Source organism: Mesorhizobium sp. M1295 (assembly GCF_040318135.1).
In the GTDB taxonomy this organism is placed as follows: Bacteria; Pseudomonadota; Alphaproteobacteria; order Rhizobiales; family Rhizobiaceae; genus Mesorhizobium.
This window is the reverse complement of record NZ_JAMYLU010000020.1, coordinates 38,326-55,177: the sequence shown is the minus strand read 5'-3', so window position 1 is coordinate 55,177 and position 16,852 is coordinate 38,326. Positions and strand designations below refer to the sequence as shown.

The following is a 16,852-nucleotide window of genomic DNA, read 5'->3' as shown; positions in this document are numbered from 1 at the left end:
AAGCGCCGCCTTCCCTTCCGGCCTAAGCTTGCACCTGTCGGCTATGGATGCGCGGCGCCTCGGCGCAACTCGCCTGCAGACTGCAGGACGGACTCGGTGATCGCGCTGCAAACATCCGGCCACAATGAAAGGAGGAAGCGATGTCACGTACCGATACCAGGATGCGGGTCGCGGGCGCCTGGCTTGCGATTGCTTCTGTACTCTTAGGTTTCGTCCTGGTCGGTCACGGGCCGATTCATCCCGACCTCGCCCTTCAAATGCACATCATCGCCAACAACGTCACCCTGTGGGTGGTCGTGCATTGGGCCGCCGCGGCAGCACTGTCGCTGTTCGTCGTCGCGAGCCTGATCGTGTTGACCGCGGGCTCTCGCCTGACCGAACACTGGTGGACCCTATCCGCCTGGGCGGTGGTGCCGGTCGGCGCCCTCTGGACGATGACCACCGCCGTGGCCGAGGCCACCACCGTCGCCGATGCCGCCGCCGCCAACGATATGGCGCGCTTCACGGCCTGGTGGGCGTTCGCCGAAGGCAAGGCCAACGGATTCATGTTCCTGTGTCTGGCGGTTGTCGTGATCGCCGGCAATGAGGCGCTGAGCCGGCAACAGATAACGCCGTCCTGGGCGTCACTGGTCGGAGTTGTGGCTGGGCTTGCTGCCTTTGCCGGCTGGCCGTTGGGCATGTGGTTCGGCATCTGGCTGGGCAGCCTCGTCTGGGTTGCTTCGTCTTTCGTGATGGCCCTTTGGACGTTGTGGTTCGGATTGGGGCTCGCGCGAACCGAGATCAGCGTGTCAACCGCTCGCAGCTCGCGCTCTAGCACGTGAGCAACCCAAGAGGCCAGGCGGCATGTGCAAGACGAAATCGCCCTATCAACATGAGGGAGGCCATGATGACTCACGTTGAAGACTACACCGCCACCCCGGCGGCAATTGAATCGAACCGCATATCCGGAGAAGCTGCGCGCAAGCGCCTGCTCACCGGGCTGTCGATCGCCGAACGGCGGCTCGAATTGGCCGGCATCTCGACCGTGCTACTGGACGGGGGCGCGGGATCACCGATCGTGCTGTTGCATGGCCCAGGAGAACAGGAGAACATGCAGCAAAGTGGCTGAGAATTCTTCCGGAGCTTGTGAGAACGCATCACGTAATCGCGCCCGATCTGCCGGGCCACGGCACGTCGGGGACCGTCGAGGGTCCGATTCATCCCGATCGTGTTCTCGCGTGGCTTGGCGAACTCATCGAACGCACCTGCCCAACACCGCCCATTCTTGTCGGCCAAATTCTCGGCGCCGCAATTGCTGCTCGCTTTGCCGCCAAGCACGGTAGCCAGCTCCGCTGCTTGGTGCTGTCGGACGCGCTCGGCCTTGCGCCGTTTCAGCCGGCGCCTGAATTCGGTGCGGCCCTCGCCGCGTTCATCACGGAGCCAAGTCCGGAAAGCCATGACCGCCTCTGGCAGCAATGCGCCTTCGACCTCGACACGGTGCGTGATCATATGGGCGAGAACTGGGAGCGGCTGCGAGCCTACAATCTCGATCGCGCGCAGGCGCCGGCGTTGAAGCCGACCCAGCAAGGTCTGATGGAGCAGTTCGGATTTCCCGCAATCCCATCAGAGGAACTAGCGCGCATCAGAATCCCGACCTTCCTGATCTGGGGGCGGCACGATCTTGCCACCCCATTGCCTGTAGCGGAAGCGGCGAGCGTCCGATATGGGTGGCCGCTCCACATTATCGACGGCGCCGCCGATGATCCGCCGATCGAGCAGCCTGCCGAATTTGTAAAGGTGCTGCGGGCTGCGCTTGCCGCAGCCGGATCCGCGACTCCTCAGGCGCTGCCGGACACACGTGAGGCTTGGGACCGAATTGCCTCGGGTTACGATCGGACGAATACCGAAACACAGATGTGGCTTGGCAATGAGAGTCTGGCCAGGGCAGGGCTCCGCCCAGGTATGTGCCTTCTTGACATTGCATCCGGCAGCGGCGCGCTCAGTATCCCGGCAGCTCGGATCGGTGCCGAGGTAGTCGCCGTCGACCAGTCGCCCGTCATGCTCCGCCTGCTGCGAGAGCGCGCCAGCCGCGAAAGCCTGGAAATTGACGCCCGCGTAATGGACGGGCATGCGCTTGCCTTTGTCGACGACAGCTTCGACGTGGCGGGATCTCAGTTTGGGGTCATGCTCTTTCCCGACATGCCGATGGGCATTCGGGAGATGACGCGGGTTGTCAAACCTGGAGGGCGGGTGCTGGTCATTGCCTATGGCGACCCGCATCGAATTGACTTCCTCACTTTCTTGGTTGGGGCCGTTCAATCGGTACGCCCGGAGTTTAATGGTCCGCCAATGGATCCGCCGCCACTGCCGTTTCAGCTCAGCGATCCGGAGCGGCTTGCCCGCGAACTGGCAAAGGCTGGACTGAACGGCGTCAATGTCGAGATGATCACCGAGAGCACGGCGTTCAAGTCAGGTGCTGAGCTATGGGATTGGATCGTATGGAGCAATCCGATTGTCGAGGAAGTGCTTGGCAGCCTCGCGTTGAGCGAAGGCGAGCGCGCGGTCATTCGCCAGACGCTCGATCGCATGGTGCGCGAACGGGCCGGCGATGACGCTTCGGCCATTCTGAGAAACCCCGTCAATATTGGCATCGGGACCAAATGACCGCGCGGGCGATGGACCGGAGGATGGTGGCCGAGAAGGTGGCGCGCCCGAACAGATTCGAACTCCTGCCCCGGGGCCTGGAGGAGCGCAAGGTGCGACGAAGTCGTTTCTGGGTTTTATCCTAGGGTTCGCCGGACCATACGAGATGATACGAGACATATGGGTTGGCGAACCAGCCGCGGCTGTCATGGCTGCCGTTATGGATCGCTTCCTAGTCGGCGAGCTGTAGAAAACAGCGTCCCCTTAATCCGGCAATCGGATCTGAAGCTTTACGTCCGCCGGCCGGGCTTCCACTGCGCGGTCGAAGGCGGTGATGGAATCTTCGAAGGGGAAGGTCGCCGAAATGAGTGGCTTCAGGTCGACCCGGCCCGACCCCATCAGCGCGATTGCCCGCTCATATTGGTGGGCATAGCGGAAAACGGTCTCGATACGGACTTCCTTGGTCGAGGCCGTGGCAATGTCGAGCGCCACAGGCGCCACGGGCAGGCCGACCACCACCGCCGCGCCACCGGGCCGCGGCAGATCGAGCAGGGTCTCCCATGCCTTGGACGAGCCCGAGCATTCGAAGACGACGTCGGCGCCCCAGCCGTCGGTCAGGCGCTTTACCTCCGCCGCCAGGCTCTTGTCGCGGATGTTGACCGGGATCACACCTTGATAGCCGCCGGCGATGTCGAGCTTGGGTTGGGCGAGATCTGCAACAATGGCGCGGGCACAGCCGCCGGCGAGCGCAGCGATCGCCACCATCGTGCCGATCGGCCCTGCGCCAATCACCACCGCCGTGTCGCCCGGCGCGATCTTTGCTTTGGCAGCCGCCTGCAACCCGACAGCGAAAGGCTCCACCATGGCGCCTTCGGCGAAGCTGACATTATCGGGCAGTTTAAAAGTGTAGTTGGCGGGGTGAACGACATAGGGTGTCAACACGCCGTGGATCGGCGGCGTTGCCCAGAATCTGACAGCCGGGTCGATGTTGTAGAGGCCGAGCCGGCTCGCTCGCGAATTCGGGTCGGGGATGCCCGGCTCCATACAGACGCGGTCGCCGACCTTCAGATGCTCGACGCCTTCGCCTGTTTCGACGACGGTGCCAGCGGCTTCGTGACCCAAGACCATCGGCGCCTCGACCACGAACGGGCCGATGCGGCCATGCGTGTAGTAATGCACGTCGGAACCGCAGATGCCCACCGTATGGATCTTGATGCGCACTTCGCCCGGGCCAACCGTCTGCGGCAAGTCGATGTCGCGCAGCTTGAGTTCGTGCTGGCGTTCAAGGACAAGGGCGCGAACGTTCGTCATCGACGTAATCTCCTCTAATGCCGATTGTTCGAGGCCTCCTCGACCTTACTTGCATTCGGCACGCTCATCATAGCCGCTTATCCGCGGCTTCAAAATCCAGTTCGGAAGGGTGTTGCTTGATTCCGACTATGCGTACCAACTTCCCGGCCAAGGGCTTTGAAGGCCGACCATGACGCTGCGGAATTAGCGTTTGGATCATCCAGCGTGCTCTGAGGTATCCAGTGATGGGTTGGCAACAGGACAGGAACCCAGTGTTTAGAGGGCGACGTGCACGCTCGGTGCACACAAAAGTCGCCCATTTTTCGGTTCTGTTTTGGCGAAGCGGCGCAACAAGGGATGCGGTGACGCGATTTTGCGGCATTGTCGCCCGGCTTTGGCCGCCCGAGCGACAGAGCGCCTGACGTTAGGCGATGTAGGTGCTGCGTCGATCATGGCTCCACCAGTTGCTGGATTGCGTGCATCGGTAGGACCAGCCGGAGGGAGTCCGGCAGCCGCACGAAGCCGTTTCCCTCATAGAGGGCAGCGGCGCGCTCGCTGAGGAACCGACTGTGGCCGCGCTCGCATAGGCGCGCCGCACGGCGTCGGCGAGAAGCATCGCATCCAGGCGTTCGCCCTGCCGGGCTTCCGAGACCGCCAGCCGTCGCCGCATTTCGGTGGCTCCTTGAAAATTGTCTCAATCATGTTATGTTGGACGAAATCGTGAAATGTCAGACATTGGAGGCTGCGTCATGGCGAAGGCAGCGAGGAAGAAACACACGGGTGGTGGCGCGGAACGGCAAGGGAGATTTGCCATTCAGAAGCGCGCCGGTATGGCCGGTATAATCGAAATGACGAGGAAGGCCGGCGAGCCACTTCCGAAGACTGGTCGGGCAACAAAGACCGGCAAGTCTGTCGCGGTCAGCAGAACCCGTGTTGAGGCCGTCATGAAGGCGGCGGAAGGTTCTGGTCTGCTGGGTGAGAAGAGCACGCGGATCGGTGGTCGTATCAGTCCGGCGCTGATCGAAAAAGCCAAGAAGCAGACCGGGATCAAGACTGACACCGACTTGATCGAATTCGCCCTCGCCAATGTCGCCCTCGACGACAATTTCGGACAGACGTTCAGAAAGACGAGAGGCACCGTCGATCCGACGCTTAAGCTCGGGTTCTGAGTTGACTGACTTTGATTTTGCCAGTTCTGTCCGCTGGGCACGATTCGATCCTCAGGAAAGGCTGTCTCGCCGCAAGGACGACGACCTTCCGTTCCTCGGTGATACTGCCGAGGCGGGGCAAGAGCTGATGCTCGATACCTGTGTCTACATTGATGGTTTGCAGAGCCACGCCCCGGATGTTGTCGCCGATCTGCTCGATCTCAGACTGAGTAATCATTCGACGGTTGCCATCCAGAAACTCATGCACACCGTCGGCGTGCTGGACCCCAAGCATCCCGGTACAAAGACTGCAATCAAACAGATTGGCGCTACCGTTCGCGGCATGCACCCGCATCGTGTCTTCGCACCGGATACGGACGTGCTTGGAAAAGCTGCGCTGCTGTCCGGCATCATGTGCCGCCTTCAGGGCTACCAGAAAGATGCTCGCCTCCGCGCGCTTCAGGATTGTGTCTTGTTCCTGCAGGCGCAGAAGCTAGGGTTCACGGTACTCACAGCGAACATCAGCGACTTCGATTATCTTCTTCAGCTAATTCCGACCGGACGGGCGCTGTTTTACCGGCAAGCCTGATCGTCACGCCCGGGACACCATCATTTGCAAGCTCTGCTTAGCGTCCCGGAGCACAAGAATCCTATCAATCGGTTCCTGATCTGGGATCTACCGTCCGGTCATTCGCGGCGTGCTGAAGCAAAGACACTCACCATCGCGCTCGCGATTGTCGACATTGCCGACGTGGCCCGACATCGACGCATCCATCATGCTGCCGAGGCCGCCGGCGATCTGCGCGTCGCCACGGTTTACTCCCTGGGAATAGGGGGACCTCTGCTTGATGCTCATAGACCGCGATCGCCGGGCTGAGGTATCGTGGCGAAAATTTCTGGGCGTCGGCATCTATGCCAAGCGAAGCGCCGCAAGGAAGATTTTGATGGCATCGGTGGAGGTAGGACAAGAGTGTGGAATGCCTCGGGTGCTGCGCATATTCGAGCTCGGCAGGACGAGAACTCATGATGCATGACGACCAGGTGGATATCGACATCGATATCGCCCGCCAGATGATCCGCGACCAGTTTCCCCAGTATCGTCATGAAGACATCACCTCAGTTAGATCGTCGGGAACCGTCAATGTCATCTTCCGCATTGGCTCGAAGAGCACGGCGCGGTTCCCACTGAGGGCGATGAATCCGACCGAATGCGCCAATATGCTTCGGTCAGAGGCCGCTGCCATGGTCGAGATTGGGGAACATTGCTTATTTCCGACGCCTCAACCGATTGGGCTCGGCGAGCCAGGTCCTCACTACCCAATGCCATGGGCGTTACAAACTTGGATCGAAGGCGAGGTTGCCACGCCGCACGGGCTAAGTGGATCGACGACGTTCGCCCTAGACCTTGTACACCTCGTGGCATCGTTGCGCCAAGCGGACACACGGGGCCGACGCTTCGACGGGCAAGGACGTGGTGGACATCTCTTCGATCATGACGATTGGATGAGTGTTTGCTTTGAAAACAGCGAGGGCCTTCTTGATGTGGCTCGACTGCGCGATTTGTGGACTCGCTTCCGGGCGTTGCCATCCGCTGGGCCTGTCGTGATGACTCATAGGGACCTTATCCCAGCAAACCTTCTCGTGCGGGCGGGCGTCTTGTCGGAGTGCTTGATGGCGGCAGTTTCGGACCAGCCGACCCGTCGCTAGATTTGGTAGTCGCGTGGCATCTTCTAGACCGCGAGCGAAGAGCGACCTTTCGGTGCGCCCTTCAGGTTGAAGATCTTTGGTGGAAGCGTGGTGTTGCTTGGGCATTCCAGCAGGCAATGGGTCTCGTCTGGTACTACCATCGCACCAACCCCGCCATGAGTGCGCTGGGGCGCAGCACGATCTCTCGCATTCTCGACGATCCGGACATCTGAATCGCGCAGTCCCTCCGTCGGGACGGACGTTCGTTTCCTAATCGGGGTTTGTCTACCATGCGCCGGAGTGTCGCGAGACACCGAACCAACTGCTCGCGGCGCCAATCGCACACATCACGAGGATATCGCTCAAACTTTTGATCGGCCACCAACCTCCTCCCTCCGCTTGCCTTCGTCTTTGAAAGACAACGTCAGCGTTTCGTGCAATTTGCCGAGTGTGCCGTCCTTGCGAAACCGAATTCCCTGGAGGACGAAGGTGACATGCCCGCTGAACGAGATCTGGCGGGTGCTGTCGCCCGGGGCACGCGTCCAGAAGCCGCCAAACAACGCCATGCGCTTGGGGGCTTGAAACCAGTCGAAAAGCGCCATATGTTTTGCACAGTAAATACGGCTGCTAATATGACAAGGAACTCCATGGGGCAAGCCCTCAAGAAATCCATGCAGAATGAACCCCTGGTTTTGTCCTATATGGACCGTGCCGGGAAAATTGCCGTTGACCAGGTGGCCGACAGCTTTGGAATGTCCAAGGGTCAGTTGGCTCAGACGGCCGGGCTTGCCCGCGAAACCCTCTATCGGCTGGAGCGCAGCCGCACGGCAAAGACGCAGGGGCGTCTGCGCGAGATGCTCGAAATCATCAGCCGCGTGACGGATTGGGCGGGAGGCAAGGAACAGGCCATGGCCTGGTACCGAGCCCAGCCGCTGCCGGCATTCGGTGGACGTACCGCCGAAGCCCTCGTGAAGGACGGCAAGGCCGCTGCTATTCGCGACTACCTCGATCACATGGCCCTGGGTGGCTTTGCTTGAGGTTTGTCGGAACCTGCTACAGGGCGCATGATCCACGTTGGGCATTCAAGCCGAGTTCCGGTGATGGAGCGGCGATCAGGGGCGCTCGATTCAATCCCAAAGGTGTGCCCGCGCTATATCTGGCGCTGACCGTCATGACGGCTGTCAAGGAAGCCAACCAGGGCTTCGCGCATCGCATCGACCCCTGCGTGCTGTGCTCTTATGAGGTGGACTGCGAGGACATCACTGATCTGACAACCGAGCAGGGGAGGGGAGAATCTTCTGTCACGCTTGCGGACATGGGGAGCGCCTGGGCCACGGCTCTCAGCAACGGAGAGCGACCTGCATCCTGGTCCATCTATGACCGGCCGCGGCCTGAAGGCATTGCTGGAATTCTGGTGCCGAGTTTTGCTCCGGGCGCGGAGACGGAAGACCGCAATCTGGTGCTATGGGACTGGGGTCCCGATCTTCCGCACAAAGTGAACGTGTTCGATCCGAGCGGTCGGCTGCCGAAAGACCAGCTGTCCTGGCGATGAAACAGGCCCGGAGGCTCCGGGGCAGCCCGAATGGCGGAAAACCAGTCTTTTGGCGCTCAGGGTGAGGCCGTTCGCGCGAACCTGAGCGGCGGAATAACGGCAGAGGAGGGGTTTTTTGCCTCGTTAGAGGTCGGAAGCCCTGGTCAGGTTGATGCGGAAGCGATCTCTGCGGCGCTGATAGCGGCGGGTCATCTCCGAGGAGTTATGGCCGAGCTGTTTTTGCACATAGCGATCGTCGACCTCGGCCGACGAGGTCAACGCGCAGCGAGTGGCCGGCGAATTTGACGATGCGGGCCATTGTCGAGGAGCAGCGGGCAAGGCGCAGCAATGACGATGATCGAATTTTTCTCTTCAAAGGCGGGGTTCGAATAGGACAACTAGGACTAGCAGCCCCGCCAGCGCGTGTTCCTGCTGGCCGCTGTCCCAGCGTTAGCGCGAGGGCCTGGCTCCCACGCCCTGCATCGTCAGCGACCGATCGGGAGCACGGGCTGCTCCGCAGACTCGACTTCATATCAGCTGGCGCTAATTATCGTCCCCTGGGTGAAAAAACCTTAGAGGCGACATGCTGAAACCATCAAGGAAGAACAATGTTCGAGAGAGCCGACTTCTTTCTCTTTTTCGCAGCTATGGTGATCGTATCACAGTACGGCGGGTCACACGCAAACTTCATTCGTACCGAGATTGGCTCAGAGCCTTTGCCCTGACGCACCTCCCGACGAGCAAGGCTCATCACTGCAATGCCTGCGATCGCGATGTAGCGGCTTTTTACCGTTTCGGAGCGTACACTCTTATCTGCCCGCTTTGTCATGCCGTGGATCGTGAGCGGTTTTTGATTTGTGCTCTAGACCGTAGGCTTATCAAGTTGCCGGCGGGGCAGCTTGAAATTCTCCAGATTGCGCCGAGCGAGAAGGGTCTTTCAAAGAGACTCTCTCAAGCGGGCAATCTAATCAAAGCCGATTTCGAGCCGGGACGGTACGGGCCCGATACCGTGAAAATTGACCTGATGGACATGCGTCGCACCAGCGATCTCGATATCGTCGTCTTAAGTCATGTCATGGAACACGTACCTGATGATCGGCATGTGTTTCGGCAACTTTGGTCATCTCTTAAGCCCCGAGGGCAGGTCTGGATCCAGGTGCCGCTTATTTATCGCCAAACGATCGAAGCGACGCCATCTATGTCACTGAGCGAGCGGGACGAGCGCTTTGGTGGATCGGATCACGTGCGAGCCTACGGACCGGATATCAAGGAGCGTATCGAGGACGCCGGCTTTACGGTCACCCGAATAAATTCAGATCGTATACCCGCCGCGGATCGCGACCGGCTTGGGCTTCTCTCCGATACTCTCTTTGTGGCAGAACGGCCCGAGTAACCCAATTTGGAATGAAAGCATTGTTGCCACGCTTGTCCGCTTGGGCCTGCCTTCGGGCGCCGGGCCGGCTTTGCCCAGCCAACCCGGACGCGAGCGGACAGATTTGGTTCCGTGGGGCTCCATCTTCGAAACTGCGGCGACCGTTTTAAAGAAATCAAAAGGCTGCCGAAGGCGTCATCTTGGCGACGAGGCCATGATCGGCGAATCCCACCCCTCCGCGACCATGATCCGAGGGCTATCTCGCGCCTTGCCTCTCAAAAAGTGGTTTGTCTACCATGCGACGGAGCGTCGCGAGGAACATAAATCAACAGAAAAATCAATGCCTTAATGACTAGACCTTCGTTCCTTGATGCCTCGCAAACTTGTCTAGGTGCAGAATAGGAGCCGCGTCTACAACTGCTCGCGGCGCCAATGGCGCCCAAAAGGCATACGTCGACGAAGCTGGTGCACGACGAGGCACTGAGCATCCACAGCCTGCGGCGCCTCTACGCGTTGATGACCCGAAGCCGCCTTACGCATTGCCTGTTGACCCAGGCATATCTTCTCTGTCCGCACAAAAGGCATACAGTGGTATAAACAGGAGATATCGTCGGTTTCCAATCTGATAACGGATGAAGGGAGTTGAGTGATGTTCACGAACAGCAAACGTTTTTCGCGCCGTCGGTTCCTCGGCGTCAGCGCCGGCGCCTTCGCAGCCGGCCCGTTGGGCCCGTTTGTGCGAGCGGCATGCGCGCAGGTGACGACATTCAAGGCCGGCGTTATCACCTCGCTGTCGGGCGAGAACATCCTCGGCGGCAACCTGACCAAACGCGGTTACGACCTATGGGCGGAGGCCGTCAACGCCAAGGGCGGGGTTGAAGTCGCCGGCGAGCGTTTCAAGGTCGACATGTTCTACGGTGACGACCAAAGCAACCCCGCGACCGGCGCCGATGCCGCCGAGCGCCTGATCGTCCAGAATGAGGTCGACGTGCTATTCGGCCCTTACACCAGCGGCTCGACTATCGCCGTGCAGCCGATTTGCCAGAAGTACCAGGTGCCGATGATTTCCGGCTCCGCGGAATCCCCAAACGTCTGGAAGGCCAAGCCGGAATTCAACTTCGGCATCATCCCGGCCGTGGACACCACTGCGGGTAAATCGCTGGCCGTGCTGGCGAAACTGTCTAACCCCATGGCCAAGACGATTGCTGTGATCGGCGTCAACGAACCCTTCTCGAAGGAAACCGGCGAAGGTTTTCGCGACGGGGCCAACGAGGCCGGATTGGAAGTCGTCGCCTACGAATTGGTGCCGGCCTCTGGCGACCTTACCCCCGTCATCTCTAAGATCGCAGCGCTCAATCCCGATATCGTCGCCGTCGGCGGCCATGAGGAGCCGCTGATCAATGTCGTCAAGACCTCCAAGTCGCTGAACTTCCGGCCCAAGGCGCTGATAATGCACTATGGCGTCACCGACCCGGCCTTCGCCCAGGCGCTCGCCGCGGACGCCGACGGCACCTGCGGCGTCTCCGTGTGGCTGCCGTCAGTTTCATATAAGGACGACCTCTTCGGCACCGCAAAGGAGTTTGCCGAGATGGCGCAAAAGAAGTCCGGGCACGAGCCCGACTATACCGAAGCGGCCTGCGCGGCCAGCGGTCTCGTTTTCGGCGATGCCGTCAAGCGGCTTGGCAAGAAGCCGGGGCTCACGCCTGAAGACAGGGTGGCTCTTAAGGACGCGATAGCCGCGACCGACATCCAGACCTTCTACGGACCGATCAAGTTCGAGAAGGAAGGCAACCACTACCACGACAACGTCCAGCCGGTGCCGGTGCTGATCCAGATTCAGGGTGGCAAGACCGTAGCGGTGGGGCCGAAAGAGGCCGCGGCAGGGGACCTCACCTACCCGCTGCCAGCTTGGAAATAGCCGGTTCTGGACAGGGTGGGGGCGGCCTCGTCGCCATCACCCTTGCCCGGCGCAATGACGGTGGTTGCGCGTGCTCGGAAAATGACGGACCATGCTATCGTGTGTACGGCCGCTTTGCCGCGGCACTCCGCTCTTTCGTTGGCTGACGGACGGTTCCCGCGTTGGATCTATTCCTACAGACCTTGCTGAACGGCCTTCTGATCGGCGGCGTCATCGCCACTTTTACGATCGGTTTCCAGCTCGCTTTCGGCGTGCTGCATGTCATCGATTTCGCGGTGGGCGGCTGGGTCGTGCTGGGCGGCTATCTCGGCTACTATATGGGTGCCGGACTTGGTGTCGACGGATTCCTGGCGATCCCCGTGGCCTTCATGCTATTCGGCGCCATCGGCTATCTGATTGGGCCGATCCTCTACAATGTCCGCAACAGCCGCACGGCGCGGCCGGAATTGATGGCGCTGGCGTTGACCTTCGGCCTGTTCACACTGCTGCGCGGCGGCATGCTGACCGCGTGGGGCTTCAATACCCACAGCGTGCCGACCGTGTTGAGCGGAGAGAGCCTCGCCGTCGGCCCCGTGACGGTGCCACTGATCCGCGTGGCCGCGGCGGTCTTCGCGATCGCCATCGCCGGCGGACTGTTCCTGTTCCTCTACCGCACCCGCTATGGGTTGGCGATCAGAGCGACGGCTGAAAACCGGCAGAACGCCGCACTGATGGGCGTCAACATCCGCCGCCTCAGCGCCACTGTTTACGGGCTCTACGCAGGCATCACTGCCATGGCCGGCGTACTAATGGGTGCAATCTTTTCAGTGAACCCGGAAGTCGGCCTGCGCTATACTCTGTTCGCATTTTTCGTGGCTGTGCTTGCTGGCTTGGGCTCCGTCGGCGGTGCCCTCGTCGCCGCGCTGCTGCTCGGCGTCATCGAAGCCTTCGTCGCGACCTATGTCGGGTCGAGCTATTCGCTGCTGGCGATCTTCGGCACCCTATTCCTCGTCCTTCTCGTGTCTCCGCGCGGGATCCTGCGGCACGGCTTGTGAGGCGGGACATGAAGCCACGCTGGGCCGTCCTCCTCCTGCTGATCGCCGTAATCGTTGTGCTGGCGCTGCTGCCGATGCTGGTCAACAACTACTGGCTGCGCATTGCCACCGGCGCGCTGATGTGGGCGGGGCTGGCCTGCTCCTGGAACATGCTCGGCGGCTATGCCGGCTACATCAATTTCGGCCATTCGGCCTTCTTCGGGCTCGGCGCCTATGTTACGGCGCTGCTGATGGGCGACAGGCTCGCCTGGCCCTTCTTCGCCACCCTCCCGGCCGGTATCGTGGTGACGGCGCTGTTTGCCATCATCATCGGCGCGCCGACGCTGCGCCTGCGCGGCGCCTATTTCGCCATAGCCACCTGGGCCTTCGCCGAGGTGCTCATACAGTTCGCCTCGGTGATGGACTTCACCGGCGGCATCGGCGGTATTGGGCTGCCGCCCTTTCTTGACGAGCGCTTCTTCTACTTCGCCATGTTCGGCGCGGCTGCGCTCACCTATCTCATTACGTGGGCGCTGTTCGAGCGCTCGCGTTTCGGGCTGAAGGTCAAGGCACTGCGCGATCATGAGCCGGCGGCCGAGGCTATCGGTATCAATACTTCGCTGGTCAAGCTGCAGACCTTCGTGCTCAGTGCCGTCACCGCCTCGGTATTCGGCGCGATCTTCGCCTACTGGGTCACGTTCATCAATCCGAAAAGCGTCTTCGGCGGCGACATCACCGATCAGATGGTGGTGATGGTGCTGCTGGGCGGGCTGGGCAGCCTGTGGGGGCCGGCATTGGGCGGTGTGGCGCTCTTTGTCGTAAACCGCATCATCTGGATGTATTGGGGTGACACCGCCTTCTATATCGCCATATTGGGCGCGGCCATCGTGCTGGTGGTGCTGTTTCTGCCGAACGGCATCGTCGGCATGTTTTCGAGGCGCGTGGCCAAGTCTGGCGCCGTGCTGGACAAGGCGGTCGGCAATCTTGTCGGCGGCGGCCCGGGACGGCCCAGTTGAGCGCCGCCGAGGGCAAAACGGCTGGCACCGGCGAACCTATTCTCGTCGTGCGCGAACTCCACTGCCATTTCGGCGGCATCAAGGCCGTCAACGGTGTCTCCCTGGACGTCGGTCGGCGCGAGATCGCCGGCCTGATCGGACCTAACGGGTCTGGCAAGTCGACTCTGTTCAACCTGATATCGGGCACGGTGACGCCGGATCGTGGCCAGATCCGCTTCGACGGTCACGAAATCGGCGGCCGAAAGGCTCACGCGATCGCGCGGCTGGGGCTTGCTCGCACCTTCCAGATTCCGGCCATGTTCGACAATATGAGCGTCACCGAAAACCTGCTGGCGGCTGCGGCCGAGGGCCACTGGCAGGGCGCGCGCGAACGGGCGGCCGATACGCTGGCGCTGCTCAAGCTGGAGCATGTCGCAGACAACCGCGCATCCGATCTTTCGGGCGGCCAGCAGAAACTGCTGGAGTTCGGGCGCGTTGTGATGCGCCAGGCCTCGCTCATTCTGCTCGACGAGGTGACAGCGGGCGTGCATCCCAGCATCCGCAAGATCATCGTGGAGGCCATCGCGCGGCTGCGCGAGCGCGGCACCACCGTCCTGGTCATCGAGCACGACATGGAAATGGTGCGGAACGTGTGCGACCGCATCATTGTCATGGATGCAGGCCGTGTCGTGGCCACCGGGCCTTTCAACGACATCGTTCGCAATTCGGAAGTTATGCAGACCTATCTGGGGCGGCCACAATGAGCACCACGCTCACCGCCGACAACATCGTCACCGGCTACGGCAAGCAGGAGATCGTCCATAGCGTCTCGCTGAGCGCGGAAGCTGGCAAGATTACCTGCATCTTCGGGCCGAACGGCAGTGGCAAGTCGACCCTGCTCAAGGCCATTGTCGGCGCGCTGCCGGTGTGGAGCGGTACGGCGCGCCTGGGTGAATCAACACTCTCCAACCTTGCCGTCCATGAAGTGGTGCGCCAGGGTCTGGTGTTGATGCCGCAGGGCGGCGGTGTGTTTCCGCGCCTGACAGTGATGGAGAATTTGCGCATGGGTGGCTACGCCATCGCAGACCGGCGGATAGTCGAGCAGCGCATCGAGGCGCTGATCGAGCAATATCCCTCTTTAGCACGGCGGCGGCGTACCGCGGCCGGTTCGCTTTCGGGCGGCGAGCAGGCAATGCTTGCGCTGGCGCGGGCACTGGTTTCGGAACCGCGCTTCATTCTGCTGGACGAGCCTTCCGCCGGATTGTCGCCGGCCATGGTCATCGAGACGCTCGAACGCATTACCACCCTCACCGCGCACGGCATTGGCATCGTGATGGTGGAGCAGAACATCCGCGAGGCGATGCCGATTGCGGACAAGCTTTACATCCTGGCGGCCGGCGAAAAGCGCTTCGAGGGGACGCGTCGGGACGTGCGCGACGACCGGCAGATCATGGAAATCTATATGGGGGGAGCGTGAGAGAAGCGGTCGACACCCCAGCGCGAGTTGCAAATGCCAAATGTGGCTTGGCGGTTAGTTGTAAGAAGGCGGTCATTTTCGGCAGTCAATTGGGAGAATGATCAGGCTGAGTTCGTTGTCGTACAGAAGTTCAAGCCTGCTGCTCAGAACCTGAACACTCGCCCTGTGGCCGACTTGGCGAGACCTTTGCGTCGAGCAACATTTCCGTTCTCATATCCAACTCCCGTCGTTCGTTTCGTGGAATGCCGAAGATATCGCCGCAAAGGGAATATTCAGATCACCGGCCCGGCGCTTCGCCGAAGCCACCGGCAGGATCGTCCTTGCCAAAGCGAGCGTTGAAGTCCGCCATGAACTCAGGTGCATAAGCATTGGTCTCCTTTGATCGTGCTGATGACGCGCAGGCGCAGTGCCTTCACAAGCCGGTCCTGGAGTGTCTGATGGCGCGCTCAACACGTCCTTTGGCAACCGGCACGCGTCCGCCTGCAGAATAATAGAGAGATGGTCCCGAAATGGATGTTGCGTAGGAGCCCGGGATCGACGGGCGTCACTGCAGCACTTCTTGATGGACTATCATGTCCGCGGCCCGCTGGCCGATCATCATACTGGGCGCATTGGTGTTGCGGCCGATCAACTTCGGCCGCGTCCAGGAGGGCAAGGGCCGCAAGGACCGCCACTCCACGATGTCGCCGCGACTGCACGAACTGCTCCGCGTCTGGTGGCGTGAGGGCGACGACGGGGCATGAAGCTGCCGCAGCTTGCCTGTTTCCGCGCCGAAACCCCGGTCACTGACGGGAATCAGCTACGCGTAGGAGCACCGCGCCAGTTTTGGCGCTTAGGTTCTGCGAATTTGCAGAGGTGCCGGTCGATGGTCTTTCCGCTGAGGCAGAGCTCATGAGCGATCACCTTATTCGACCTGCCGGTCGCCACCAGCCGCAGCACGTGCAGCTCGCGTGGCGTCAGCCCGAAACCAATCTCCGGTGATGCAACTGATCTCTGAGAATCGATCCTCGGGATATCGGATGCGGCACCCAACGCTTCGAACGCTCCCGAAGCGGAGCGCATGCGCCGCGGCTGTGATCGGCGAGTGCCCATCGGAATCTCGCCACACTTGTCACTCCAGAGTAGATGTCCGATCCTATTCTATCGCACGAGCAGCCAACTGGTTTACAATTGCTCCAACTGTCGCAACTATGGAGGAAGCCGATGCAAGAGGCCCTCGTCGTCCGCCGCGAGACACACATCCCGGCGCCCCCCGCTGCGCTGTTTGCCCTCCTGACCGATCCGGAGAAGATCCTGCGCTGGATGGGAACGGAGGCGCAGCTCGAGCCGCAGTCCGGCGGGCTCTATCTCGTCAATGTTACCGGGGCTCGCGTCGCTCGCGGCACCTTCCGGGAGGTGGTGCCGGTGCACCGTCTGGCATACAGCTTCGGCTGGGAAGAGAGCGATGAGGTGCCGCCGGGATCGAGCCTGGTTGAGATCGATCTGATCGAGCAGCCGGACGGAACGCTGCTGCGCCTGACCCACACCGGCCTGCCCAATGCCGAGCAATGCGCCGGCCATGCGGAGGGCTGGGCTCATTACCTCGGCAGGCTGGGCGAGGTTGCAGCCGGGCGTGATCCCGGCCCGGATCCCAAATACGGCCACACGGGCAGGGGGTGACGGCCTTCCGCGCGCGATATCGCCGCCCGTGAGCCCGTTGCAATTTGACGGCGGACGCCGGCTCGCAGGGCGGGTCGAACCCGGCGCCATCGAGGATCGGACCGTACCAGCGCCGGGGGCGGGGGGAGGATAGATCGGCGG

Annotated in this window: 20 protein-coding genes and 2 pseudogenes; 16 read left to right on the top strand and 6 right to left on the bottom strand. The window is 61.3% G+C overall.

What is annotated here, in order from left to right:
• The first annotated feature begins 140 nt into the window (after nt 1–140).
• The 3 genes from NKH29_RS24495 (at nt 141) to NKH29_RS24485 (ending at nt 2,643) form a co-directional block, all read left to right on the top strand.
• Nucleotides 141–821, top strand: a complete 681-nt coding sequence (locus NKH29_RS24495; RefSeq protein WP_352848479.1) for a hypothetical protein — start codon at nt 141–143, stop codon at nt 819–821.
• Nucleotides 822–883: 62 nt separating this feature from the next.
• The gene (locus NKH29_RS24490) at nt 884–1,108 is read left to right on the top strand and encodes a hypothetical protein (protein ID WP_353000737.1); all 225 of its coding nucleotides are present in this window, start codon (nt 884–886) and stop codon (nt 1,106–1,108) included.
• 17 nt (nt 1,109–1,125) lie between these two features.
• Nucleotides 1,126–2,643 carry an alpha/beta fold hydrolase gene (locus NKH29_RS24485; RefSeq protein WP_353000735.1) on the top strand — a complete coding sequence of 506 codons (1,518 nt, stop codon included), beginning with the start codon at nt 1,126–1,128 and terminating at the stop codon, nt 2,641–2,643.
• Between the two features lie 243 nt (nt 2,644–2,886).
• Here NKH29_RS24485 and NKH29_RS24480 read toward each other — a convergent pair whose 3' ends face one another.
• A complete protein-coding gene (locus NKH29_RS24480; RefSeq protein ID WP_023723149.1) occupies nt 2,887–3,933 on the bottom strand; it encodes an NAD(P)-dependent alcohol dehydrogenase in 1,047 nt (348 codons plus the stop codon).
• A 728-nt stretch (nt 3,934–4,661) separates the two neighbouring features.
• Between NKH29_RS24480 and NKH29_RS24475 the strand changes: the two genes are divergently transcribed.
• Both NKH29_RS24475 and NKH29_RS24470 read left to right on the top strand, forming a co-directional pair.
• Complete coding sequence (locus NKH29_RS24475) at nt 4,662–5,081, top strand: hypothetical protein (RefSeq protein ID WP_353000734.1); 420 nt, start codon at nt 4,662–4,664, stop codon at nt 5,079–5,081.
• A 1-nt stretch (nt 5,082) separates the two neighbouring features.
• Nucleotides 5,083–5,649, top strand: coding sequence for a type II toxin-antitoxin system VapC family toxin (locus NKH29_RS24470; RefSeq protein WP_352496462.1), 567 nt, complete (start codon nt 5,083–5,085; stop codon nt 5,647–5,649).
• Between the two features lie 87 nt (nt 5,650–5,736).
• On the opposite strand, the gene NKH29_RS24465 is transcribed toward NKH29_RS24470, so the two are convergent.
• Nucleotides 5,737–5,916 (bottom strand): hypothetical protein, encoded by a 180-nt coding sequence (locus NKH29_RS24465; RefSeq protein ID WP_023723152.1) that lies wholly within the window; start codon nt 5,914–5,916, stop codon nt 5,737–5,739.
• A gap of 167 nt (nt 5,917–6,083) precedes the next feature.
• Here NKH29_RS24465 and NKH29_RS24460 point away from each other — a divergent pair, with 167 nt between their 5' ends.
• Complete coding sequence (locus NKH29_RS24460; protein WP_353000732.1) at nt 6,084–6,767, top strand: phosphotransferase; 684 nt, start codon at nt 6,084–6,086, stop codon at nt 6,765–6,767.
• 341 nt (nt 6,768–7,108) lie between these two features.
• Here NKH29_RS24460 and NKH29_RS24455 read toward each other — a convergent pair whose 3' ends face one another.
• On the bottom strand, nt 7,109–7,348 hold the full coding sequence (locus tag NKH29_RS24455) for a hypothetical protein (RefSeq protein WP_352790366.1): 240 nt from the start codon (nt 7,346–7,348) through the stop codon (nt 7,109–7,111).
• A gap of 45 nt (nt 7,349–7,393) precedes the next feature.
• Between NKH29_RS24455 and NKH29_RS24450 the strand changes: the two genes are divergently transcribed.
• Together NKH29_RS24450 and NKH29_RS24445 are read left to right on the top strand one after the other, a co-directional pair.
• Entirely contained in the window at nt 7,394–7,783 is a 390-nt protein-coding gene (locus NKH29_RS24450) for an antitoxin Xre/MbcA/ParS toxin-binding domain-containing protein (protein ID WP_031195508.1), read from the top strand.
• A complete protein-coding gene (locus NKH29_RS24445; protein WP_353000730.1) occupies nt 7,780–8,298 on the top strand; it encodes an RES family NAD+ phosphorylase in 519 nt (172 codons plus the stop codon). The genes NKH29_RS24450 and NKH29_RS24445 overlap by 4 nt, the downstream gene beginning before the upstream one ends.
• A gap of 123 nt (nt 8,299–8,421) precedes the next feature.
• On the opposite strand, the pseudogene NKH29_RS24440 reads toward NKH29_RS24445, so the two are convergent.
• Nucleotides 8,422–8,590 (bottom strand): annotated as a pseudogene (locus NKH29_RS24440) (integrase); the annotation flags it as partial.
• A 270-nt stretch (nt 8,591–8,860) separates the two neighbouring features.
• Here NKH29_RS24440 and NKH29_RS24435 point away from each other — a divergent pair.
• The 6 genes from NKH29_RS24435 to NKH29_RS24410 all read left to right on the top strand — a co-directional run bounded on the left by NKH29_RS24435 (nt 8,861) and on the right by NKH29_RS24410 (nt 15,052).
• The gene (locus NKH29_RS24435; protein WP_084643179.1) at nt 8,861–9,670 is read left to right on the top strand and encodes a class I SAM-dependent methyltransferase; all 810 of its coding nucleotides are present in this window, start codon (nt 8,861–8,863) and stop codon (nt 9,668–9,670) included.
• 628 nt (nt 9,671–10,298) lie between these two features.
• Nucleotides 10,299–11,567 (top strand): amino acid ABC transporter substrate-binding protein, encoded by a 1,269-nt coding sequence (locus NKH29_RS24430; protein WP_353000728.1) that lies wholly within the window; start codon nt 10,299–10,301, stop codon nt 11,565–11,567.
• Between the two features lie 161 nt (nt 11,568–11,728).
• Nucleotides 11,729–12,601, top strand: coding sequence for a branched-chain amino acid ABC transporter permease (locus NKH29_RS24425; RefSeq protein ID WP_352496556.1), 873 nt, complete (start codon nt 11,729–11,731; stop codon nt 12,599–12,601).
• A gap of 8 nt (nt 12,602–12,609) precedes the next feature.
• Nucleotides 12,610–13,596, top strand: a complete 987-nt coding sequence (locus NKH29_RS24420; protein WP_352496557.1) for a branched-chain amino acid ABC transporter permease — start codon at nt 12,610–12,612, stop codon at nt 13,594–13,596.
• Nucleotides 13,593–14,339 carry an ABC transporter ATP-binding protein gene (locus NKH29_RS24415; protein WP_352885444.1) on the top strand — a complete coding sequence of 249 codons (747 nt, stop codon included), beginning with the start codon at nt 13,593–13,595 and terminating at the stop codon, nt 14,337–14,339. The genes NKH29_RS24420 and NKH29_RS24415 overlap by 4 nt, the downstream gene beginning before the upstream one ends.
• A complete protein-coding gene (locus NKH29_RS24410) occupies nt 14,336–15,052 on the top strand; it encodes an ABC transporter ATP-binding protein (RefSeq protein ID WP_352915306.1) in 717 nt (238 codons plus the stop codon). Before NKH29_RS24415 ends, NKH29_RS24410 begins: the two co-directional genes overlap by 4 nt.
• A 319-nt stretch (nt 15,053–15,371) precedes the next feature.
• Here NKH29_RS24410 and NKH29_RS32700 read toward each other — a convergent pair.
• Nucleotides 15,372–15,521: pseudogene (locus NKH29_RS32700) on the bottom strand (ISNCY family transposase); the annotation flags it as partial.
• Nucleotides 15,522–15,624: 103 nt separating this feature from the next.
• Between NKH29_RS32700 and NKH29_RS24405 the strand changes: the two are divergent.
• Nucleotides 15,625–15,795, top strand: a complete 171-nt coding sequence (locus NKH29_RS24405; RefSeq protein WP_023723176.1) for a hypothetical protein — start codon at nt 15,625–15,627, stop codon at nt 15,793–15,795.
• Nucleotides 15,796–15,847: 52 nt separating this feature from the next.
• Here NKH29_RS24405 and NKH29_RS24400 read toward each other — a convergent pair whose 3' ends face one another.
• Nucleotides 15,848–16,114 (bottom strand): response regulator transcription factor, encoded by a 267-nt coding sequence (locus NKH29_RS24400; RefSeq protein WP_352885442.1) that lies wholly within the window; start codon nt 16,112–16,114, stop codon nt 15,848–15,850.
• A 141-nt stretch (nt 16,115–16,255) separates the two neighbouring features.
• On the opposite strand from NKH29_RS24400, the gene NKH29_RS24395 reads away from it, so the two are divergent.
• Nucleotides 16,256–16,711, top strand: coding sequence for an SRPBCC family protein (locus tag NKH29_RS24395; protein WP_352590985.1), 456 nt, complete (start codon nt 16,256–16,258; stop codon nt 16,709–16,711).
• Nucleotides 16,712–16,852: the final 141 nt, after the last annotated feature.